The sequence below is a fragment of the Lentzea nigeriaca genome (assembly GCF_016907955.1).
GTDB classification, from domain to species: Bacteria; Actinomycetota; Actinomycetes; order Mycobacteriales; family Pseudonocardiaceae; genus Lentzea; species Lentzea nigeriaca.
Genome location: NZ_JAFBCX010000002.1, coordinates 668,705 through 690,473, shown reverse-complemented (window position 1 = coordinate 690,473; position 21,769 = coordinate 668,705). Strand labels below are relative to the sequence as shown.

General features: G+C 68.7%; 21 protein-coding genes. 7 read left to right on the top strand and 14 right to left on the bottom strand.

What is annotated here, in order from left to right; all coding sequences use genetic code 11:
* Positions 1–420: a roadblock/LC7 domain-containing protein gene (locus JOD27_RS09640; protein ID WP_030470879.1), complete on the bottom strand. Its 420-nt coding sequence runs from the start codon at positions 418–420 to the stop codon at positions 1–3.
* Complete coding sequence (locus JOD27_RS09635; RefSeq protein WP_307830032.1) at positions 417–3,689, bottom strand: sensor histidine kinase; 3,273 nt, start codon at positions 3,687–3,689, stop codon at positions 417–419. The genes JOD27_RS09640 and JOD27_RS09635 overlap by 4 nt, the downstream gene beginning before the upstream one ends.
* A 484-nt stretch (positions 3,690–4,173) precedes the next feature.
* Here JOD27_RS09635 and JOD27_RS09630 point away from each other — a divergent pair, with 484 nt between their 5' ends.
* A complete protein-coding gene (locus tag JOD27_RS09630; RefSeq protein ID WP_204761767.1) occupies positions 4,174–5,151 on the top strand; it encodes an ABC transporter substrate-binding protein in 978 nt (325 codons plus the stop codon).
* Between the two features lie 67 nt (positions 5,152–5,218).
* Here JOD27_RS09630 and JOD27_RS09625 read toward each other — a convergent pair whose 3' ends face one another.
* The 5 genes from JOD27_RS09625 to JOD27_RS09605 all read right to left on the bottom strand — a co-directional run bounded on the left by JOD27_RS09625 (position 5,219) and on the right by JOD27_RS09605 (position 8,549).
* Positions 5,219–6,028, bottom strand: coding sequence for an LppU/SCO3897 family protein (locus JOD27_RS09625; RefSeq protein WP_204761766.1), 810 nt, complete (start codon positions 6,026–6,028; stop codon positions 5,219–5,221).
* A 96-nt stretch (positions 6,029–6,124) separates the two neighbouring features.
* Positions 6,125–6,679: an LppU/SCO3897 family protein gene (locus tag JOD27_RS09620; protein WP_204761765.1), complete on the bottom strand. Its 555-nt coding sequence runs from the start codon at positions 6,677–6,679 to the stop codon at positions 6,125–6,127.
* A gap of 126 nt (positions 6,680–6,805) precedes the next feature.
* On the bottom strand, positions 6,806–7,318 hold the full coding sequence (locus JOD27_RS09615) for an LppU/SCO3897 family protein (protein WP_443673957.1): 513 nt from the start codon (positions 7,316–7,318) through the stop codon (positions 6,806–6,808).
* Positions 7,319–7,373: 55 nt separating this feature from the next.
* Positions 7,374–7,853, bottom strand: a complete 480-nt coding sequence (locus tag JOD27_RS09610) for an LppU/SCO3897 family protein (protein ID WP_204761763.1) — start codon at positions 7,851–7,853, stop codon at positions 7,374–7,376.
* A gap of 114 nt (positions 7,854–7,967) precedes the next feature.
* Positions 7,968–8,549 (bottom strand): LppU/SCO3897 family protein, encoded by a 582-nt coding sequence (locus tag JOD27_RS09605; protein ID WP_204761762.1) that lies wholly within the window; start codon positions 8,547–8,549, stop codon positions 7,968–7,970.
* A gap of 109 nt (positions 8,550–8,658) precedes the next feature.
* Here JOD27_RS09605 and JOD27_RS09600 point away from each other — a divergent pair, with 109 nt between their 5' ends.
* Positions 8,659–10,299 carry a DNA repair helicase XPB gene (locus JOD27_RS09600; protein ID WP_204761761.1) on the top strand — a complete coding sequence of 547 codons (1,641 nt, stop codon included), beginning with the start codon at positions 8,659–8,661 and terminating at the stop codon, positions 10,297–10,299.
* A complete protein-coding gene (locus JOD27_RS09595) occupies positions 10,296–10,724 on the top strand; it encodes a hypothetical protein (protein ID WP_204761760.1) in 429 nt (142 codons plus the stop codon). The genes JOD27_RS09600 and JOD27_RS09595 overlap by 4 nt, the downstream gene beginning before the upstream one ends.
* Here the strand turns inward: JOD27_RS09595 and JOD27_RS09590 are convergent.
* On the bottom strand, positions 10,698–12,158 hold the full coding sequence (locus JOD27_RS09590; RefSeq protein WP_204761759.1) for a S1 family serine peptidase: 1,461 nt from the start codon (positions 12,156–12,158) through the stop codon (positions 10,698–10,700). The genes JOD27_RS09595 and JOD27_RS09590 overlap by 27 nt on opposite strands.
* 129 nt (positions 12,159–12,287) lie before the next feature.
* Here JOD27_RS09590 and JOD27_RS09585 point away from each other — a divergent pair, with 129 nt between their 5' ends.
* The 4 genes from JOD27_RS09585 (at position 12,288) to JOD27_RS09570 (ending at position 15,782) form a co-directional block, all read left to right on the top strand.
* Positions 12,288–12,968, top strand: coding sequence for a response regulator (locus JOD27_RS09585; RefSeq protein ID WP_204761758.1), 681 nt, complete (start codon positions 12,288–12,290; stop codon positions 12,966–12,968).
* The gene (locus JOD27_RS09580; protein WP_204761757.1) at positions 12,965–14,338 is read left to right on the top strand and encodes an ATP-binding protein; all 1,374 of its coding nucleotides are present in this window, start codon (positions 12,965–12,967) and stop codon (positions 14,336–14,338) included. Before JOD27_RS09585 ends, JOD27_RS09580 begins: the two co-directional genes overlap by 4 nt.
* 74 nt (positions 14,339–14,412) lie before the next feature.
* Positions 14,413–14,841 carry a GerMN domain-containing protein gene (locus tag JOD27_RS09575; RefSeq protein WP_204761756.1) on the top strand — a complete coding sequence of 143 codons (429 nt, stop codon included), beginning with the start codon at positions 14,413–14,415 and terminating at the stop codon, positions 14,839–14,841.
* Positions 14,842–14,849: 8 nt separating this feature from the next.
* The gene (locus JOD27_RS09570) at positions 14,850–15,782 is read left to right on the top strand and encodes an o-succinylbenzoate synthase (protein WP_204761755.1); all 933 of its coding nucleotides are present in this window, start codon (positions 14,850–14,852) and stop codon (positions 15,780–15,782) included.
* Here the strand turns inward: JOD27_RS09570 and JOD27_RS09565 are convergent.
* The 6 genes from JOD27_RS09565 to JOD27_RS09540 form a co-directional block, all read right to left on the bottom strand.
* A complete protein-coding gene (locus JOD27_RS09565) occupies positions 15,772–16,140 on the bottom strand; it encodes a PDDEXK family nuclease (RefSeq protein WP_204761754.1) in 369 nt (122 codons plus the stop codon). The genes JOD27_RS09570 and JOD27_RS09565 overlap by 11 nt on opposite strands.
* Positions 16,141–16,218: 78 nt before the next feature.
* Positions 16,219–17,313, bottom strand: coding sequence for a CapA family protein (locus JOD27_RS09560; protein ID WP_204761753.1), 1,095 nt, complete (start codon positions 17,311–17,313; stop codon positions 16,219–16,221).
* A 26-nt stretch (positions 17,314–17,339) separates the two neighbouring features.
* Complete coding sequence (locus tag JOD27_RS09555) at positions 17,340–17,936, bottom strand: SRPBCC family protein (RefSeq protein WP_204761752.1); 597 nt, start codon at positions 17,934–17,936, stop codon at positions 17,340–17,342.
* Positions 17,933–18,757 carry an FAD binding domain-containing protein gene (locus JOD27_RS09550; RefSeq protein ID WP_204761751.1) on the bottom strand — a complete coding sequence of 275 codons (825 nt, stop codon included), beginning with the start codon at positions 18,755–18,757 and terminating at the stop codon, positions 17,933–17,935. The genes JOD27_RS09555 and JOD27_RS09550 overlap by 4 nt, the downstream gene beginning before the upstream one ends.
* Positions 18,754–21,177, bottom strand: coding sequence for a xanthine dehydrogenase family protein molybdopterin-binding subunit (locus JOD27_RS09545; protein WP_204761750.1), 2,424 nt, complete (start codon positions 21,175–21,177; stop codon positions 18,754–18,756). Before JOD27_RS09545 ends, JOD27_RS09550 begins: the two co-directional genes overlap by 4 nt.
* Positions 21,174–21,707 carry a (2Fe-2S)-binding protein gene (locus tag JOD27_RS09540; protein ID WP_204761749.1) on the bottom strand — a complete coding sequence of 178 codons (534 nt, stop codon included), beginning with the start codon at positions 21,705–21,707 and terminating at the stop codon, positions 21,174–21,176. Before JOD27_RS09540 ends, JOD27_RS09545 begins: the two co-directional genes overlap by 4 nt.
* Positions 21,708–21,769 lie beyond the last annotated feature (62 nt).

Here is a 21,769-nt window from a genome sequence, read left to right as displayed (position 1 = left end):
CTAGCGACGGACCACACCCTGAAGCTGCGCGCGCAGCTCAGGGGTGAGTTGTTGACCGACTCTCTCCACCAAAAGCGTCATCTCGTAGGCCACCAGGCCGATGTCACAGTTTGGTGCCGCCAACACGGCGAGGCACGAACCGTCACTGATCGACATGAGGAACAGGTAGCCCCTCTCCATCTCGACCACGGTCTGGTTGACCCCGCCTGCCTCGAAGCAGCGGGCAGCACCCTGTGTGAGGCTGACCAGCCCGGACGCGACGGCGGAGAGCTGCTCTGCACGGTCCCTGGGCAGGCCCTGGGACCCCGCGAGCAACAGCCCGTCCGCGGACACCACGACGGAATGTGCCACGCCGGGCACCCTCCGCACGAAGTCGGTGATAAGCCAACCAAAGCTGCCTGGCTGCGCTGCGGTCGTCACTCCTGCTCCTCGTTCTGCCGGCTCGACTGGTCACCAGCGTATGCCTCGATCAATGCGTGCCGGCCTCGCCGGACACCGCTCTGAAGGCTCGACATCCGTCCGCGCACCGCGTCAGCGGAGCGGGGCGGCAGCGGGGGCCGCTGTGCTGTCTGTGTCACGGCCTGCGGCTTGGGTGCTGCAGATCCTGGCACGAGTTGGGCCTTCGGTGTCCGTTTCGGCAATCCTGCCGCTGTCTTCGACTCCGGCGTCTTGTTCAACAACGCCTGAGCCGCCTGCCATCCCTCGTCGGCAGGCGATTGCCAAGCCGACTCGGAAGTGGGTGCCGCCGCTGGAGTCTCCTCCACAACGGGCTCCGGTTCCACAACTCGCTCCTGCTCGGCGGGGGCGACTACTGCTTCCTCGGCCGGAGGCTGCACCTTCGCGCGAGGCTTGCGCACGGGCAGACCAGCGGCCGACGTGGTGGTGGGTGCCACCGCCGGGACAGGCTTGGGGGTGCGGGTCGGCAACTCCGGCTCGGGCCCGTCCGACAGCGGAGGGGTCGTGACCGGCTCGTCGATGTACTCGACCGCGCCCTTGTCGGAGGAGGGTTCCGGGGTCTCGGCTGCCGGCGGAACCGGCGCGGCTGCCGACGCGGACGTCTCACTGCCGACGGCCTGGAACCACTGAGAGAGCACGGCCTCGTAGATCGGCAGGCGCTCGGTCGGGGCGTCCAGGTCGTGCTCGACCTGCTTGCGGGAGGCCTCCGACGTGCCGTTGCGGTGCGCGAGGCCGGCGTCGACCGACGCACGCGACACACCGTTGCTCGAGGCCGGTTCGTCGTCGATCGGAGGGATCGGGACGAACTGGGTGGTCTCGTAGCCCGGCTCGAAGGAGATCTCGCCGTCCTCCTCCTGACGGTCCTCGTAGGCCGTGAAGAGGGTCGGCTCGCCGAAGGAGCCCTCGGGCTCCATGGCCGCCAGCTGGTCGCGCCGCCACCGCTCGGACGGGGTCGAGTCCTGCGCCGGAATCTCGGCCTGGGCGGACGTCTCGTTGTAGACCGGGATGCCGGTCGCGCCCGCACCGGTGTCGGTGAGCGCGCTCGGGACGAAGCTGACCGGGATGCTCGGGCTCGACTCGTCGACCTTCGGCATGGCGCCCGTGGCACCGCCGAAGGCACCCGCGATGCCGCTGGCCCTGGTGGCCGTGGTGCCGATCTCGGTCGTGTGCTCGGTGGCCGACGGAGCCGGCGCCATGCCGAACGCACCCGCGATGCCGGATCCGGACGGCGGGGTCGACACACCGGCGGCACCGGGCGTCGCGATGAGCGTCTCCGGCACGATCACCAGTGCCGTCGTGCCGCCCTCGATGTCCTCGTTGCCGCGCAGGCGGACCTTGATGTCGTGGCGCTTGGCGAGCCGCGCGACCACGTACAGGCCCATTCGGCGGGAGACGGCGACGTCGACGTCCGGCGGGTCGGCCAGGCGCTCGTTGGCGTCGAGGATCTCCTGGTCGCCCATGCCCACACCGCGGTCCTGGATCTCGATCGCCAGCTCGCCCTTGCGGGTCTTGGCCGTGCGAACGGTGACCTTGGTGACCGGGTCGGAGAACGCCGTGGCGTTGTCCAGCAGCTCGGCGATGAGGTGCACGAGGTCGTTGACCGCGCGGCCCTGGACGGTGAGGTCCGGGGTCTGGCCGACCTGCACGCGGGCGTACTGCTCGACCTCGGAGACCGCGGCGCCGAGCACCTCGGCGGCCGGGACGGGCCGGGTCAGGCGCCGCGAGAGGTCCGTGCCCGAGAGAACCAGCAGGTTCTCCGAGTTGCGGCGCATACGGGTCGCGAGGTGGTCCAGCTCGAACAGCGAGGCCAGCTGGTCCGGGTCCTGCTCGTCCTGCTCCAGCCGGTCGATCAGGTTCAGCTGGCGTTCGACCAGGGCCTGCGACCTGCGCGACAGGTTGACGAACATCGCGTTGACGTTGTCACGCAGAAGGGCCTGCTGGGCGGCCAGCCGCACCGCTTCACCGTGCACCGCGTCGAACGCGCGCGCCACCTGACCGACCTCTTCACGCGTGTGCACCGGCACGGGCTCGACGGCGGTCTTGGCCGCGTCCTCCGGGTTCGGGTCCGCGAGGATCCGCTCGACCGCGTCCGGAAGACCGTGGTCGGCGACGTCGAGGGCGGTGCGGCGCAGCGTGCGCAGCGGGTTGAGGATCGAGCGGGCGACGAACAACGCGATCAGCAGGGCGAGCGCGAGGACCAGGAGCACGATGCCGGACGCGATGTAAGCCTGGGTCCTGGCGTTGCCGGCGGCCTGGTCCGTCTTGTTCTGCAGCTGCTCGACCAGCAGGTTCTCGACGTCACGGGTCAGGTTGACCGTCAGCGTGGCGGCGATGTCCCACTTCTCGGACGTCAGCTGGCTGAAGTCCTTCTTGCCGGTGGCTGCCTGCTGGTTGATCGCCGACTCCTGCATGTCGTTCGCAGTGTCGACGATGAGGCCGGTGACGGTGTCGTCGTAGATCTTCGCCTGTTCCGGCGTCGCTGCCTTGCGGAAGTCGTTGCGGGCCGCTTGGAGCTCGGCGTCCGCGGACTGCAGGGCGCGCAGCTGGGACGGCGTGAACGCCTTGCGCTGGAAGACGTCGAGGAGGATCGCCCGCTTGAGCGACTCCTGCTCCTTGATGCGCGCGATGGCGTTCGTGGTCAGGTGCAGTCGCACCAGCTCGGGGTCGTTGATCTCGGAGATCGTCTGCTCACCGAGGCCGATGAGCGTCTCGATCGACTCCGAGTAGGTGCGCTGGACGGCCTCGGCGGGGTACTGCGTGTCGCGTACCGCGTTGCGGAGGTTGTTCAGGCGGTTGAGCTGGTTGAACGCGACCTGGAAGCGCTCGACGGCTGCCGGGCTCAGGTCGGAGCTCAGCTCGGTGATCTTGTTGCTGAACGCCTCGGTGGTGTCGTTCACGCGGCGAAGCTGGCGCTCGAGGACGACCCGGTCGAGCTTCTTGTTCGACGCGACGAAGCTGACCGACAGGTCTCGTTCGCGCTGCAGCTGCTGCACCAGGTCCGCGACCGCTGTCTCCAGGCGGATCTGGTTCGCGAGGTTGTTGAGCTCCGTCGCCGCCTGGAGGTCGCTGCGGACTCGCAGACCACCCAGGGCGAGCGCACAGACCGTCGGGATGAGCAGAACGGCGAGCAGCTTCGTGCGCAACCTCCAGTTGCGCAGCCGCCATCCCGCGGATCGGGCAGGTCCGGGTCCGGGTCCCGTGTCGGCCTTCACCACGTCCGGTGTCGCCGTCACAGTTCCGTTACCCAGCGCAGCCAGTCCGTCACCCGATTCGGGCCTTTCGGAGCGTGTGGTGTCACCCACGCCAAACTGGCTGGGACCTCTCTCACGTCGGGCCACTCTGGGCTTCCTCTTCCAGCAGCAGTGTCCCGGTCTCTCCCCAGGACCGAGCATGGACTCGTCAAACGGGCCGAATTGCAGCACAGAGGTCGTGCGCCTGGTAAGGCGCCCCACCCCGTTCTGAAGACACGATCCTCTACTGCGACCTGTGCCACCCGGCGGGGAGCGTAATGGCCACCCCCTCCTCGGGGGAAGTCTCCAGAAGCACTCACCGTATCGAGATGGGGTGTCCTTTCATACGTTCAGGTGGTTAACATCCCCGGTCGTCGGCATGCCTCAAGTCCGTCCGAACGCCCAGTTGGGCCTGCGGACTACCTGGCCCGTGACGACACTCACTGATCAACTTGATGCTACTCAAGGCCTACCGGCGAGAGGTGCCATGGCTACCCGAGCCAAAGCTCTGCGGCTTGTCGCAGTGCTCATCACGTGTGTTCTGACCGCGAGCTGCGGCCTGTTCGGAAGTTCGTCGAACAGCGGCAACGCGGCCGTGGAGCGCAACGTTCTGCGCATCGGCGTGCTGCCGGTCGTCGACGTGGCCCCGTTGCGGATCGCACTGAACGAGAAGCTGTTCGAGAAGGCAGGCCTGCAGGTCAACCTGGTCACTCAGCCGAGCGAGGCCGAGGCCATCAAGCAGCTGGACACAACGCTCGACATCACGTGGGCGACGCACGTCAGCCTCTTCCGCGCGGTCGCCGAGGGCACCGAGCTCCAGCTGCAGGGCGAGGCCTACCAGGCGGGCCCGAACTCGATGGCGCTGGTCACGAACGCCTCGTCGGACTACGACGACCCCGGCAAGAAGCAGGCTCCGACCATCGCCGTGAACAGCGAGACCGACATCGGCGCGCTGACCACGCGTGCCGTGCTGGACACCGCCGCGGTCGAGAAGCAGAAGATCAAGTTCCGGGCGATGCCGTTCGCCGAGATGGAGAACGCGCTGAAGTCCGCCCAGGTCGACGCGGCCTTCATGATCGAGCCGTTCATCACGAAGGCGCAACGCAGCATCGGCGCGAAGATCCTCACCGACACCGCGCGCGGCCCGACACTGGACTTCCCGATGTCCGGCTACGCGTCGTCGAAGAAGTTCGCCGAGGCCAACCCCAAGACGCTCAAGGCGTTCCGCGAGGTGCTGCGCGAGGCCCAGCAGCGGGCGCAGTCCAACAAGCTCGCCGTGCAGGACTCGCTGACCAGCTACGCCGACGTCGACCAGCAGACCGCGGCGCTCGTGTCCATCGGCACGTTCCCGCTGTCGCTGAACCCGATCCGGCTCCAGCGGGTCGCCGACATGATGGACACCGAGGACGTGTTGTCTGGCCGCCTGGACGTGCAGCAGCTGCTGCCGCCGGGCACGACGAATTAGTTGTCGCTCGACATCCAAAAAGCGAAAAAGGCGGGCCCATTTTCACGGCCCGCCTTTTTCGCTTTGATCACTTACCGGAGAGCACGGTCATGCAGTAGGTGATTCCCGGCGCGGGTTCCGCGTACGAGATGGGGGTCGCCTCACCGCACTCGGCGGTCGCGGCCTTGACCACCTTCTCGACCTTGTAGACCTTCTGGACGGCGAACTCGTTGTTGCCCTTCGAGCAGTCGACGACCTTCATGCCCTCCATGTTCATCTTGACCAGCTCTTCCTCGTAGCACTTGCCCTCTGCGAGCTTCTCGACGAGGCAGAGCTTCAGCGAGGACCGGCGTCGGCCGGACTCGGTGTACTCGGCGTACTCGTCGGACGGGCAGGCTTCGGAGGTGCTGTTCATGGCCTTGGCGATGAAGTAGTTCGCCTCGGAGGAGTTGCAGTCGACCTTCTTGTACTTCGGGCTGATGGTGGTGCCCGTGACGCTCGCGCAGTCACCCGGCTTGGCCGACGGCTCCGTGAGGCTGCTCAGCCCGCCGCCGATGAGCGACTTCACGAGGAAGACACCGCCCGCGACCAGCACGAACGCGATGATCGCGCCGATGATCCTGCCGGCGCCGCCCTTCTTCGGTGGCGGGGCGTACGGCATGGGCTGACCCATCGGGCCGCCGGGCGGCATCTGGCCGGGCGGAGGGCCGTACGGGTTCGGCTGGCCCATCGGCTGGCCCGGCTGCGGCTGGGCGTAGGGGTCGCCGGGATAGCCGGGCTGGGGTGAGCCCTGCGGTGGCGCGTACGGCGAAGGCTGCTGGCCGTACGGCTGCTGCGGCTGCCCACCGGGAGGCGGGCCGTACGGCCCTTGCTGCTGCGGGTAGTTGGGGGTGGTCACCTTGGTTCCTCTCCGATGGGTAACGCGAAGAACGGCGAAACCGGAGCCGTTTCGCACGACTCCGGTTCCACTAGGTCGAACTGTTCAGCGGGGTTGTTACGCCGGAAGGCCGACGCAGTAGTTCAGCTTCAGCTCGGGGTACGTCAGGGCCTGCTCACCCTCGGCGCACTGCGGCGCGGCGGCTTCCTTGACGACCTTGTTCACCTTGAACAGCTTGGAGCCGGAGCATTCGACGGCCTTGACGTCCATGTTCGTCGTCGAGTCGCTGTAGCACTTGCCCTCGGTGAAGATCGGAGCGATGCACAGCTTGGTCTTGGGACCGCGACGCGCGCTCTCGGTCAGCTCCGAGTAGGAGTCGTTGCCGCAGCTCTCGTTGAGACCGAGCGACTTGCCGATCGTGTAGTTCGCCTCCCCCGAACCGCACTCCACGACCTTGTACTGCGGGCTGCTGGTCGTGCCGGTCACGCTCGCGCAGTCGCCCACCTTGGCCTGGGCGACGTCGCTGGTGAAGTAGTTGAAGGCGTAGACGCCGGCGCCGACCACGATCAGGCCGACGATGTAGGTCAGGATCCGCTTGCCGATGCCCGCCTTCTTGGGCTCCGGTGCCTGCTCCTGGGCAGGTGCGGGCGCGACTGGCTCAGTGCTGCTCATTGATGATTCCTGCTTCCGATTACCCCAAGTGGCCCTGGCCCCCCGACAACGGCCGGAGGAGAGGTTGCCACGCGGGGCGGGAATCCGTGTGGGCTTTACGGAAACGTTACGACCGCTTGGGAGCCCCTAGGCGCGACCGAGGCAGTAGGTCAGCTTGACCTCGGGGTATGCGCGGGTCTGCTCACCGGCCGCGCACGCCGGCGCCGGCACGTTCCTGCTGACCGCCGTCACCCGGAACGCGTCGTGGGCGCCGCAGTCGGCGATGGTGAGGTCGTAGCCGGATTTCGAGCTGGTGTAGCACTCGCCCTCGACGTAGAGCGGGACCAGGCAGAACCGGACGTCGGGATCGACGGCCCGTACGGGCACCCAGCTCATGTCCTCGCTGTTGGGGCAGGACTGCGACTTGGCGACCGTGCCTTCGGCGACATAGTTCGCGCTGGAGTCCGAACACGCGACGGCGTTGTACCGGCCGGCGCCGACGTTGCCCGTCAGGTACGCGCAGTCGCCGCGCTTCGGCGGCTGGACCGGGGTCAGGAACTCGGAGATGCCGTAGATCGCGATGGCCGCGACGAGCAACGTGGCCGCGTAGGTCAGAACCCGCTTCCCCAGGCCGGTCCCTGCCGTGGCCTCCTCGTTCATCACGCAGGAGAGGGTCCCACGTGGACGAACCGCGGCGGCGGGCTTTACGCGAAGATCACTGCTTGTCGCCGTGTTCCAGGCAGAAGGTGACGGCCGGTTCCGGGAAGACGGCCGCACGCGCGGCTCCGCAGGCGTCGTGGTCGGTCTTGCCGGTGAGCACCTTCGCGACCTTCACCGAGTCCTTGGTCGCGCAGTCGACCTTGGTGATGCCGGTGTCGGGGTCCTGGCCGTAGCAGGCGCCCTCGACGAAGTTCGGCATGAGGCAGAACGTGGAGTCGCCGGTGTACGTCGAGTAGTCCATGCCACCGGACGGGCACTTGTCCTCGTTCCCCCGCAGGATCTTGGCGATCTTGACGGTCGCCTTCTCCGAGGTGCAGTCGAGCGCCTGGTACTTCGGGTCGTCGTGCGAGCCGGAGATGCGCGCGCAGTCGCCCACCCTGGCCGCCGTCGCCACGTCACTCAGCTGGCTCAGCACGATTGCGCCGAGCAGGCCGAGCGCGAGGACAACGGCGATACCCAGGCCGACCTTCTTCATGGACCGGATATCGGCGCCGGGCGCCGCTCAACTCAACAAAGTTCACCCGATCAGGATCCCTCGTGCCCGGCGATGGTGACACCCAGGCCAGGGGCCTGGGTGTCGGCACCGAAATCAGGATCCCTCGTGCACGCCCATGCAGTAGACCGAGGCCGGTTCGCTGAAGCGCAGCTCGCTCGACCCCTCCGGGCACGCCGTGCCCTCCTGAGGCAGTCCGTCGACCTTCTTCACGATCTTCACGGGCGACTCGGTGGTGCAGGCTTCTTTCTTGAAGGCCCCGTCGTCGCTCGAGGTGTAGCAGTTGCCCTCGGCGAGGTTCGGCATCAGGCACATGAACTTCTTGCCCGACTCCATCTGCTCGTAGATGCCCTCTTCCGGGCACGACTCGCCGGCGCCGTTCAGGATCTTGGCGACCCGGTGCGTCGCCTTGACGTCACCACAGCCCTGGGACGAGATGTTCCACTCGCCGTCCGGCTTGTCGACGTCCTTCGGCGAGGCACTGACGCAGTCGCCGACCTTGGCGCTGTTGAGCGACGTGACCGCCCACGTGCCAATGCCGATCAACGCGACCGCCAGCACGCCGACGATGACGAACTTCAGCCAGTTCTTCTTGGGCGACTCGTCGGTCTCGGCCTCCTCAGGAGCCGGTGCCACCGTGGCCGGTGGCTCGACGGGATCAGTCGACTCGGTGCTCATGGCCGAAAAAGTACGACACGCGATGTGGGCTGGGTGTGTCGCCTCACATTTGTTCTCGCCAGTTGACGCAGGTCGAACGCATTTGGCGTCGTCAGGGAGACTTGTACGCGTGACCGATGGCCCACTGATCGTCCAGTCGGACAAAACGCTGCTGCTCGAGGTCGACCACCCGCTCGCCGACGACGCGCGGACCGCCATCGCGCCGTTCGCTGAGCTGGAGCGCGCGCCCGAGCACGTGCACACGTATCGCGTGACACCGCTGGCGCTGTGGAACGCCCGCGCGGCCGGGCACGACGCCGAGCAGGTGGTGGACGCACTGGTGCGGTTCAGCCGCTACCCGGTGCCGCAGCCGTTGCTGGTGGACGTGGTCGACACGATGAGCCGGTTCGGGCGCCTCGTGCTCACCAACAACCCGGCGCACGGGCTGGTGCTCAACTCGAACGACCGCGCGGTGCTCGAAGAAGTGCTGCGCAACAAGAAGATCGCCCCGATGTTCGGCGCGCGGATCGACGACGACACGGTCATCGTCCACCCGAGCGAGCGCGGGCGGCTCAAGCAGCTTCTGCTCAAGGTCGGCTGGCCGGCCGAGGACCACGCCGGGTACGTCGACGGCGAGGCGCACCCGATCGAGCTCGACGAGAACGGCTGGAAGCTGCGCGACTACCAGCGGCTCGCGGCCCAGGCGTTCTGGGCGGGCGGCTCCGGCGTCGTCGTGCTGCCGTGCGGCGCGGGCAAGACGCTCGTGGGCGCCGCGGCGATGGCCGAGGCGCAGGCGACCACGTTGATCCTGGTCACGAACACCGTGGCCGGCCGGCAGTGGAAGAGGGAGCTGATCGCGCGGACGTCTTTGACGGAGGAGGAGATCGGCGAGTACTCCGGTGAGCGCAAGGAGATCCGGCCGGTCACGATCGCGACGTACCAGGTGATCACCCGCAAGTCGAAGGGCGAGTACAAGCACCTGGAGCTGTTCGACTCGCGCGACTGGGGCCTGATCGTCTACGACGAGGTCCACCTGCTGCCGGCGCCGGTGTTCCGGATGACCGCCGACCTGCAGTCCCGTCGCCGCCTCGGGCTGACAGCCACGCTGGTGCGCGAGGACGGGCAGGAAGGCGACGTCTTCTCGTTGATCGGGCCGAAGCGCTACGACGTGCCGTGGCGCGACATCGAGGCGCAGGGCTGGATCGCTCCCGCCGAGTGCACCGAGGTCCGGGTGACGTTGACCGACAACGAGCGGCTGCAGTACGCGACGGCCGAGCCGGAGGAGCGCTACAAGCTCTGCTCGACCGCGCGGACGAAGATCCCGGTCGTGCGCAGGGTGCTCGACCAGCATCCCGACGAGCCCGCTCTGGTGATCGGTGCCTACCTGGAACAGCTCGACGAGCTGGGTGAGGAGCTGGGGGCGCCGGTGATCAAGGGATCGACGAAGAACAAGGAGCGCGAGGAGCTCTTCGACCAGTTCCGTCGCGGCGAGCTGCGCACGCTGGTCGTGTCGAAGGTCGCCAACTTCTCCATCGACCTGCCAGAGGCCTCGGTCGCCATCCAGGTGTCCGGCACGTTCGGTTCGCGCCAGGAGGAGGCCCAGCGGCTCGGCCGGATCCTGCGGCCCAAGGGTGACGGGCGGCAGGCGCACTTCTACTCGGTCGTCGCACGCGACACGCTCGACACCGAGTACGCGGCGCACCGGCAGCGGTTCCTGGCCGAGCAGGGCTACGCGTACAAGATCGTCGATGCGGACGACCTGGTCGGATGACGTTCTGGTGGATGTGGAACCCGGCGCGGACCGTCCCCTCCAGACGGTTCCGGTCGGAGGAGTCGCTCGCGAAGTCGGCGCCGGAGGACCAGGTCGTCCGGTCGACCGACTTCCCGTGCCCCGCTCAACGCCGTCGCGCCACGGCCGTGCGGGAGGACTTCCTGCGCGTCACCGGTGATCCGGTGCAGGTGGCGCTGGTCGAGCAGCAGCTGTGGACACTGCTCGTGGCTCTGCGCCGGTTCCAGCCGTTGCGGGACGCGCTGGCGACCGCAGTGCCCAAGGCGGGGCGGGCGGCGCTGGTCGCGGAGCCGTCGCGCGAGCTGGCCGAGTTCGACCGCAGGTTCGACCGGTTCGCCGCGGCTCTGCGGGTCCTGGTCATGGACCCGACACCGGAGCAGCTACGCCACACCGCCGCTCTCGACTAGGTGCGTGATCTGCTGGCCGTAGCGGGCGCCCTGGTGCACGGTCACCGTGCCGTCCGCTGCGACCTCGCACGGGTTGTTTGCCGTGCACTGCTCACCGTTGTCGTTGCCCGTGCTGTGCACACCGACGACCGTGACACCGTCCTTGAGCACCAACGGTGAACCCGAACCACCGTGCGACGGCTCGCACTCCGGGTCGTACCGGTAGGCGTTGTCCTGTGTGTAGCCCTCTTCACGCAGGTGCGGGACGACGGCTTCGATCGTGCACTGGAACCGTTTGCCGTTGCCCGACGAAATGATGTCGATCTTCGTACTGGATGCGGCCGGGCGGTCGGCGAGCTTGAAGATCTTCACGCCCTTGGCGCGGAGCTGGGCGTAGGTCTGGTCGAGGCGGTACAGCGCGGTGTCGGCGCCCGTCATGCTCGCGTACACCAGGTGCGTCGTCTTGGCCTTGGCCTGGAGGTAGCCCTGGCGGTCGCCGATGGTCACCGGGAGCGCGATCGGGAGATCCCGCAACGTCTGGCCGGGTGCCGGGCGTTCCGGGACGCAGTGGCCGTTCGTGAGCAGGAGCGCCGGATCGCTGAGCCTGGTGCGGTCGGTCCTGATCACGGACGCGGAACAGGCACCGATCGACGCGGCACCTTCGAGGTCCGGCACGGGCGTGTCCGGCGGGTCGAGCTTGCCGGTGACGACGTCGTTGATCCAGGTCTTGAAGTAGTGGACATCTGTGTACATGACCGGCCGGTCGTCGCCGCCGGAGCCGCTCACGACGCCGGCCATCACCCAGCGGTCGCCGTCGCGGACGAGTCCGGGGCCGCCGGAGTCCATGTTCGTCGCGGCGACGCTGCCGTCCAGCGCGCCGATGCAGAGCTCGCGCTCTGCCTGGATGCCGTCGCACGCCCGCGCGGGTTGGACGACCGTGTCGGCTTCGCGCAGCTTTTGCGGGTAGCACTCGGGTGCGCGGCGGTCGCAGGTCATGCCCCAGCCGAGGATCCGCACCCGAGTGCCGTCAGCGGGCCTCGCCGACGGCAGTGCGACGGGTTTGGTCCTGGCGGGCTTCTTCAGCTTCAGCAGGCCGATGTCACCTTCGTGGACGGGGTAGGGCGAGTAGGTGATGAACCGCTCGACCGCGATCACCTCGCCGCCACCGCCGGCGTCCGTCGTACCGAGCCGGACCGTCCAGTTCTTCGGGCGGCCGACCTGGGCGAGGCTGGGGTTGTTCCTCGTGCAGTGACCGGCGGTGACGGCCCAGCTCGGGGCGACCAGCGTGACGCCGCAGGTGTGGCCGTCCTCGCGCGGTGAGTCGGGCCGCTGCAACGACCCGGAGAACGGGTAGGGCGCCGGTGCCTCGACGCCGCCGCGGATGGCATGGGCAGGGGTGACGGTGTTGATCACCGCGAGGGTTGCAGTGATCGACGCCAGTAGCGCTTTTCGCATGTCGCAGAGGGTTTCGAACCCGTGTGCGCGCTGGGTGATGGCTGGGCAACAACTCCGCACGGAAGGTCGTTACGCAACGATGACGTGGCAAGGACGTCCTCATGAGACCCGTCCGGAAGGCTGGAGGACATGCCGCGCGTACTGCTGATCGAGGACGACGAGGCGGTCCGCGAAGGACTGTCGCTCGCCCTGACCTACCAGGGACACACCGTGGACGCGGTGCGCACGGGCGAGGAGGGCCTCGACCTGCTGACGAGCGCCGCACCCGACGTGGTGGTGCTGGACCTGATGCTGCCGGGCGTGGACGGGTTCGAGGTGTGCCGGCGGATCCGCGCGGCCGGTGATCTCCCGATCATCATGCTGACCGCGCGCAACGACGACATCGACGTGGTGGCGGGGCTGGAGGCCGGTGCCGACGACTACGTGGCCAAGCCCGCGCAGGCCCGCGTGCTGGAGGCCAGGATCCGCGCGGTGCTGCGGCGGTCGTCCCTCTCGGTGTCCGAGGTCGCGGCCGAGCGCTACGGCGACCTGACGATCGACCGCGACGGGCTGGTGGTCACGCGGCTCGGGCGGCCGGTGTCGCTGGCGCCGACGGAACTGCGGTTGCTGCTTGAGCTTTCCTCGTCGCCGGGCAGGGTGCTGTCGCGGCAGCAGCTGCTGGAGTCCGTGTGGGACCAGGGCTACCTGGGCGACTCGCGGCTGGTCGACGCGTGCGTGCAGCGGTTGCGGTCGAAGATCGAGGACGATCCGGCGGCGCCCGTGTACGTCCAGACGGTGCGCGGCTTCGGCTATCGCTTCGGACCGCTGTGACGCTGCGCCTGCGGCTGCTGCTCGCTTTCGCGTTCCTGAGCGTCGTCACCGCGGTGGCGGTCGCCGGCGCCGGGTACGTGCGGTCGCGCGACGCGATCGTGCAGCGCGCCCAGGACAACGCCGTCATCGAGACGACCAGCCGGGTGGAGCAGCTGTACCCGTTGCCCGCCAGGTCACCGGACGCCGCGTCCCTGGAACGCATTGCCGGGAAGGTCTCCGGGCGTGAGGGCATGGCGCTCGCTCGGACGAAGGACGTGTCCGCCGGTTCGATGGACCCGTCGGTGGTCACTCCCGAGCTGCAGGCGCTGGTGACGTCCGGGCGGGTGGGCTGGCAGCGCGTGCCGTACGCGGGCGCGGTGTGGCTCGTCGTCGGCATGCAGGTGCGGGTGTCCGACGGCGGGTCCTCCGGCATCGAGGTGTACGTGCTGCGGCCGTTCACCTCCGAGATCGAGGTCGTCGACGAGCTCGCGCGCAACGCGTGGCTGATCGGCGGCGCGGGCCTGGTCCTGGCGCTGGGCATGGGTTTCCTGGCGGCGCGCGGGGTGCTGCGGCCCGTCCGGGAGCTGCGGATGGCGGCCTGGCGGCTCGGGCAGGGCGACCTGTCCGCGCGGGTGCCGGTGCGGGGACGGGACGAGCTGGCGTCGGTGGCCACCACGTTCAACACCACGGCGTCCTCGCTGGAACATCACGTTGGTGAGCTGCGACGGATGGAGGCCGACGCACGCCGGTTCGTCGCGGACGTGTCGCACGAGCTGCGGACGCCGTTGGCCGCGATGACCGCCGTGACCGACGTGCTGGACGCCGAGACGGCCGCGCTGCCCGGAGTGGCCGGCCAGGCCGCCCGGCTGGTGAACCGGGAGACGCAGAACCTGACCCGGCTGGTGAACGACCTGATCGAGGTGACCCGGTTCGACTCGGGGACAGCTGCGTTGGCGTTGGACGACGTCGACGTGGCCGAGGTGGTGTCGCGGACGCTGAAGATGCGCGGGTTCGAGGTGTCGGCCTCGCTGCCCACGGACGTGCGGGCGCGGCTGGACCCGCGACGGCTGGACGTGATCGTCGCGAACCTGGTCGGCAACGCGCTGCGGCACGGGGCTGCGCCGGTGTCCGTGCGGCTGTCGGTGGAGGAGTCGTCGCTGGTGATCGAGGTCGCCGACTCCGGTCCGGGGCTGCCGGAGGACGTCCTGCCGCACGTGTTCGCGCGGTTCTACAAGGCCGACTCGGCGCGCGGACGGTCGGAGGGGTCCGGGCTCGGGCTCGCGATCGCCTGGGAGAACGCGCGGCTGCACGGGGGCACGTTGGTCGCCGCGAACCGGCCGGGTGGCGGGGCGTTGTTCACGCTTCGCCTGCCGCTGGGAGGTGAGCGGTGAGGCCCGGAATTGTCGGTGCTGCCTGGGATAATGGAAACAGGGGGACCCCCTGGAGGGGACCCCTGCGTCAGCTTGTGATCGTTCTCCTCCTCGTCACCGGCTGCGGCATCCGGCCGACCGAGCCCATCCCCGGCCTCGAAGCGCCGAGCGGCCCCGTCGAGAACACCGCGCCCGCGCTCTACTGGGTGTCCGAGGGCAAGGCCGTCCCGGTCAGCCGCCCGCTGGGCAGCCTGAGCGGCTACGACGTCGTCGCTCTGCTCGCCCAGGGCCCGAACGGCGCCGAGCAGAGCCGTGGCCTCACCACCGAGGTCCCGTTCGACGCCGCACCGGCCACGGTCGACCGGGTGGCGAGCGGCCTCGACGTCAGCATCTCCACCGACGTCTCGCTGCTCAGCAGGGCCGCGGTTCAGCAGATCGTGTGCACGTTGCTCGGCATCCAGGCCGTCGGCACGGTCAACCTGCGGGGCGGCGGGCATTCGCTGGAGCTCCAGAAGTGCGCTTGAATCGGCGCGTGCACGTCTACTCCCTCCCGATGCGCGCGCGGTTCCGCGGCATCACGAAGCGCACCGGTCTGCTGTTCGAGGGACCGGCCGGGTGGGGCGAGTTCTGCCCGTTCGAGGAGTACGACGACGACGAGGCGATGCCGTGGCTCGCGTGCGCTCTCGAAGCCGCTCACGACGGCTGGCCCGCACCGGTTCGCGACCGCATCCCGGTCAACTGCACGGTGCCCGTCGTCAGCCCGGAGAAGGCGCACGAGATCGTCGCGCGATCCGGCTGTTCGACGGCCAAGGTCAAGGTCGCCGAGTCCACGCTCGGCGAGGACTGCGCCCGGCTCGAAGCGGTCCGGGACGCACTCGGACCGGGTGGGTTCGTGCGGGTCGACGCCAACATGATGTGGGACGTCGACACGGCCGTCACGGCGATCAGGGCCATGGACAGGGCCGCCGGCGGGCTTCAGTACGTGGAACAGCCGTGCCACACGCTGGACGAGCTGGCCGAGGTCCGCAGGAAGGTCGGCGCGCCGATCGCCGCGGACGAGTCGATCCGCAAGGCGGAGGACCCGCTCAAGGTTGCCGTGGCCGGGGCAGCGGACATCGCGGTGATCAAGGTGGCGCCGCTCGGGGGTGTGCGCAGGGCGTTGGAGATCGCCGAGGCGTGCGGGCTGCCGTGCGTGGTGTCGTCGGCGCTGGAGACGTCGGTCGGGATGGCTGCCGGGGTCGCGCTGGCGGCGGCGCTGCCGGAGCTCGACTACGCGTGCGGGCTGGCGACGCTGTCGCTGCTGGACGGCGATGTCACGAGCGATTCGCTCATGCCGGTCGACGGGTATCTGCCGGTGCTCGCCAATCCACCCGTGCCGGACCGCGTCGAGGAGTTCGCGAACGATGTGATCGCGGAGGCCTGGATTTCTCGGTACGACAGGGTGTTGAGCAAACTCAGTCGATGAGCCGATCAACCTGGATCTTCAGCGGGAACGGCGCGTCGGTCTCGTAGACCTGGGTTTCGACAGGCACCTCTTGATAGCCGAAGGGACCAGCAAGATGCATTGGCGCCAGTGAGACGGGCTCGTCGAGATCAATGATCCAGTAGAACGGGATGCCAGCCTTTGCGTACTCGTGACGCTTGGCGTTCGAGCCCGTGACATTGTGATCGGCGAGAGGGCTGGGGGACATGATCAGACGGCCGTTTACCAATTCCGTATAGCCGTCTTCGGTTTCTCCGAGTGCGGCGTACTGAGCAACGGTCAACAGACCCGTCGCAACAGCAGGCAGACGCCTCGGAGGCCTATCGGGTAGTGCGGTCACTGCGTTCCTTCCGTCTCATACACCGTCGCACATGGAAGGACTCCAAACCCGCTCGCATTTTCACACGTTCAAGTGGTTCTAGGGCTTCGACCTGACCAGGCCCTGCCCTTTCGCCCCCATGCTGAACACCACGCCCTCGGTCCGCTCGATCGCCTGATTCCGCCGATCGGAAGCAGGCATCCGAGTCAGGTCCACCAACCGAATCGGCGGTCCCAGCTCGACCAGCGTCGGCGTGTAAGAGGCCTCCACGACGGTCCACCCCTCAGGCCCCTGCTCGAACTTGAACCGAGCAATCGCCCCTTCCTCGGTGACACCGCGCGGCTCCGCGTGCCGGGCCACCTCGTTGCCCAGCCCGTACGCGACCCACTTCTTGCCGATCTTCTCGAACGGCTGCACCACGTGGACGTGCGTGCCGATGATCAGGTCCAGCGCGGGGTCGCCGAGCAGCTGACGGGCCAGCGCCTTCTGCTCGTCGGTCGCCGCGTGCTGGTACTCGTTGCCCCACTGCACGGACAGCACGACGACCTCGGCGCCGGCGGCACGAGCGGCACGGGCGTCGGCGAGGATCTTGGTCGCGTTGATCTGGTTCGCGCGCCACGGTTGGGGCAGCGGGATGCCGTTGAAGCCGTAGGTGAACGACAGCTGGGCGACCTTGACCCCGCCCGCGTCCAGGATCAGCGGCGCGGCGGCTTCCTCGGGCGTGCGGAACGAGCCGGTGTGGTGCAGGCCGACGGCGTCCATCGCGTCCAGGGTCGTGTGGATGGCCGAGACGCCGCGGTCCAGCGTGTGGTTCGAGGCGGTCGAGCAGGAGTCGTAGCCCACGTCGACCAGGCCTTTCGCCACCTCGGGCGGGGCCAGGAACGACGGATAGCCGAAGAACGGGCCCTCCTTCGTCCCGAGTGGCACCTCCAGGTGGCACAGCGACAGGTCGGCCTTCAGCGTGTCCTTGATGCCTGCGAGCAACGGCTGGAAGTTGCGGCCCGCGGCGCCGCCGTCCGCGACCGCCTGCTCGGTCAGCGCGGGGTGGATCAGGATGTCGCCGCCCGCGGTCAGCGTGAACGACCGGGGCGGTGGCGGGCCCGTCGAGGTGGGTGAGGACGGTGTGGGAGGCGCGCTGGTGATGACCACCGGCGACCCGGTGCACGCGGACAGCGCGAAGCCGGCGGCCAGCACGAAGACCGGCCACCGGACACCACGCTTCAGCGCTGCCGCCTGCGTCGCAGGACCACGAACAGCACGACCGCCAGCACGCCGGCCGCGACGGGCAGCACGCGCTTCAGGACCGGTACGCCTGCCGTGTCGATCAGGTCGATCGGCTCGTCGGGGACCACTCGGAGATGCTGCTGTTGCGCCACCTCGTCAGCATCCCCGGAACCCAGCGTGCTCGCCAGGCATTCCGCGAACTGGTCGACGAGCTTGCCGCTGACCTCGGAAATCAGGCCGCGGCCGAGCTGGGCGGGACGGCCCGTGATCGCCAGATCGGTCTCGATCTCGACCGACTCGCCGACCTCGAACGTCACCACCACGGACGCCGTGCCGTTGCCACGGGTGTCCTTACCGGCGGCTTTGAGAACGGCGCGACGCAGCACCGGGTCGATCTCCACGAACTCGCCGCTGCCCCGGTACAGCAGCTGCACCGGGCCGAGCTTGACCTTCACCTCCCCGCTGAACGTCTTGCCGTCGACCGAGGTCAGCGCGGCCCCTGGCAGGCACGGGGCCACGCGTTCCGGGTCGATCAACGCCTCCCAGACCTCCTCGGCCGGGGCCGGCGAGACGAACGAGTGCGTCAGCTTCATCCCGCTACCGCCGCCGTCAGCGCACGCCCGGTGAGCACCCGAGCCAGGTTGTCCTTGTAGCCGTCACCCGTGGACGCCCGCAGAGCCGCCTCAGAGATCGCCTCGGCGGTGGCGGGCTGACCGACCAACGCGGATTCCACGTCGACCGCGCGCACCGGACCAGCACCGACGTTGGTGAGGCCGACCCGAGCCGCGGCGATCGAGCCGTCGCGGACCTGCACGGCCGCCGCGACCGCGACGATCGACCAAGCCTGCGCGACCCGGTTGAGCTTCTCGTAGTGCGCGCCCCAGCCCGTGAACTTCGGCACCCGGACGTCGATGAGGATCTCGTCGGGAGCCAGCGCCGTCTCGAAGTAGTCGACGAAGAACTCCGACGCGGGCACCTCACGACGGCCGCCGGGACCGGCGATGATCATCACGGCGTCCAGGGCCAGCGCGGGTGCGAGCAGGTCGCCGGCCGGGTCCGCGTGGCACAGCGAGCCGCCGAACGTGCCGCGGTGCCGGACCTGCGGATCGGCCACCGTGTCCGTGGCCAGCTTCAACAGCAACGCGTGGTCGTGGATCAGATGGTCGCGCTGCACCTCGTAGTGCGTGGTCATCGCACCGATGAGCAACGAGTCGCCCTCGTCGCGCACGCCCGTCAGCTCGGTCAGCCCACCGAGGTCGATCAACGCCGTGGGCGCCGCCAGCCGCATTCGCAGCACCGGCACGAGCGACTGCCCGCCCGCGATGATCTTGGCGTCCTCACCCTCCTCGGCGAGCATCCGCACCGCCTCGTCCACAGTGGACGGGCACAGGTACCTGAACTCCGCCGGGATCATGACTGTCCTCCCTGCGAGTCGATGGAACCGAGGCCACCGGCGGCCGGTGTGGACGCGTCCGCGGCCCCGCCCTGCAGCGCCGTCCAGACGCGTTCCGGCGACAGCGGCATCTCGATGTCCCGCACGCCAAGGTGCCGCACGGCGTCCAGGACGCTGTTCACCACCGCGGGCGTCGAGGCGATCGTGCCCGCCTCGCCGACTCCCTTGACGCCCAACGGGTTCGACGTCGCCGGCGTCGCGGTGCGGGCCGTCAGGAACGACGGCAGATCGTCCGCCGAGGGCACCAGGTAGTCCGCGAACGTGGCGGTGGTCAAGGTGCCTGTCTCGTCGTGGATGGCCTCCTCGTACAACGCCTGGGCGATGCCCTGGGCCAGCCCGCCGTGCACCTGACCGTCGACGATCAACGGGTTGACGACCGTGCCGACGTCGTCGACCGCCACGTACGAGCGGATGCGCACCCTGCCGGTCTCCGTGTCGACTTCCGTCGCGCACAAATGGGTTCCGTGCGGGAACGAGAAGTTGTCGGGGTCGAACGTGGCATCGGCGTCCATGCCGGGTTCCATGCCCTCCGGCAGGTCGTGCGCCACGTGCGCGGCGAGCACGACATCGCTCAGAGTGCGCACGGTCGACGTGCCGCGGACGGAGAACGAGCCGGAAGCGAACTCCACATCCGCCTCGTCGCACTCCATCATGTGCGCCGCGAGCTTCCGGGCCTTGGCGAGCACCTTGTCCGCCGCGTGCACCAGGGCGGTGCCACCGACGGTCAGCGAACGCGAGCCGTAGGAGTCCATGCCCCTGTGCGCCGACGCCGTGTCGCCGTGCAGCACCTCGACGTCCTCGAACGGCACGCCGAGCCGGTCGGCGACGATCTGCGACCACACCGTCTCGTGACCCTGCCCGTGCGGCGAGGTTCCGGTGATCACCTCGACCTTGCCGGTGGGCAGCATGCGGATCGACGCGGTCTCCCATCCGCCTGCGCCATAACGCAAAGCGCCCAGCACGCGCGACGGCGCGAGGCCGCACATCTCGGTGTAGGTGGAGATTCCGATGCCGAGCTGCACCGGATCACCGGACGAACGACGCCGTTCCTGCTCCTCGCGCAGCTCCTCGTAGCCGAAGAGCTCCATCGCACGAGCCGTCGCGGCCTCGTAGTTGCCGGAGTCGTAGGTCATGCCCGCGACCGTGGTGAACGGGAACTCGTCGTGCTTGATCCAGTTCATCTCGCGGATCTTCATCGGGTCCATGCCCAGCTCGACCGCGAGCTCGTCCATCATCCGCTCGATCGCGAACGTGGCCTCTGGCCGTCCAGCACCCCGATAGGCGTCCGTCGGCGTCTTGTTCGTGAACACGTTGGTGCACACGAACCGGTAGGCCGGGAACTTGTAGATCGCGTTGAACATGAACGCGCCCAGGATCGGGATGCCCGGCGTGACGAGCCGCAGGTAGGCGCCCATGTCGGCGAGCAGTTCGACCTTCAGGCCGGTCACGGTGCCGTCGCGGCGGGCGGACACGGTGACCTTCTGGATCTGGTCGCGGCCGTGGTGCGCGGACAGCATCGACTCGGTGCGCGACTCGGTCCACTTCACCGGACGGCCCATGCGCCGCGCGACCAGCAGGCAGAGCAGCTCTTCCGGCGTGACCTGGAGCTTGCCGCCGAACCCGCCGCCGACGTCCGGCGCGATGACGCGGATCTTGTGCTCGGCGATGCCCGTGGTGGCCGCGAGCATCCAGCGCAGGATGTGCGGGATCTGCGTGGCGGACCACATGGTGAACATGTCGGCGCTCGGGTCCACGACGACCGATCGCGGTTCTATGAAGGACGGGATCAGCCGCTGCTGCCGGAACGTCCGCTCGATCACGACCTCGGCGGACGCGATGGCTTCCTCGACGTCCGTGCCGCTCCCCGCCTCGGCGGAGTCGAAGACCCAGGTCGCGCACTTGTTGGTGCCGAGATCGGGATGCACCAGGTCCTGGTCCTTGAGAGCTTCTTCCAGGTCGAGCACGACCGGCAGCTCGTCGTAGTCGACGTCGATCGCGGCCAGCGCGTCCGCTGCCCGGTAGGCGTTGTCCGCGATCACCAGCGCGACGGCCTCACCGGCGAAGTTGACCTGGTCGACGGCCATCGCGGGCGCCGGCGGCGACTTCATGTCCTCGGTGATGGGCCACGCGCAGGGCAGCGAGCCCTGTTCGGCGGCGAAGTCCTCACCGGTGAGCACGAGCGCCACACCGGGCATCGCGGTGGCGCGGCTGCAGTCGATGCCGCGGATGCGGGCGTGCGCGACGGGACTGCGCAGCACTGCCATGTGGAGCATGCCGGTCAGCTGGATGTTGTCGGTCCACTTGGTCTGGCCGGTGATCAGGCGAGCGTCTTCCTTGCGGAGCCGGGCCTTGCCGACTTCCGGTTCCGCGGTGGCGGTCATTCGCCACCTACCGGTTGTTTCGCGGTGATGTGCTCATCGCTGTGCTGTTCCAGCTTCGGACCTGCGCCGGGACGCATCCGGTGCGCGGCGTCCTGCACCGCGCGGACGATGTTCTGGTAGCCCGTGCAACGGCAGAGGTTTCCCTCCAGGCCTTTTCGCACGGTCTCGTCGTCGGGATCCGGTTCGTCGGCCAGCAGGTCGATGGCCTGCATGATCATGCCGGGCGTGCAGAAGCCGCACTGCAGCGCGTGGTTGCTGCGGAACGCCTCCTGCACCGGGTGCAGTTTGCCGTCGCGGGCGAGACCTTCGATCGTGGTGACCTCGTGCCCGTTCGCCTGGACCGCGAACATCTGGCACGACTTCACGCTGTGGCCGTCGAGGTGCACCGTGCAGGCCCCGCAGTTGCCGGTGTCGCAGCCGACGACGGTGCCGGTCTTGCCCAGTCGCTCCCGCAGGTAGTGGACGAGCAGGAGCCGGGGTTCGACCTCGTCGGCGTAAGTCACTCCGTCGACGTTGACCGAGATGTGCATGAACCCTCCCAGGGGATGGTGGGCAGCATGTGACGAGGGTCACCCCAGCCTCCTCCCCGTTC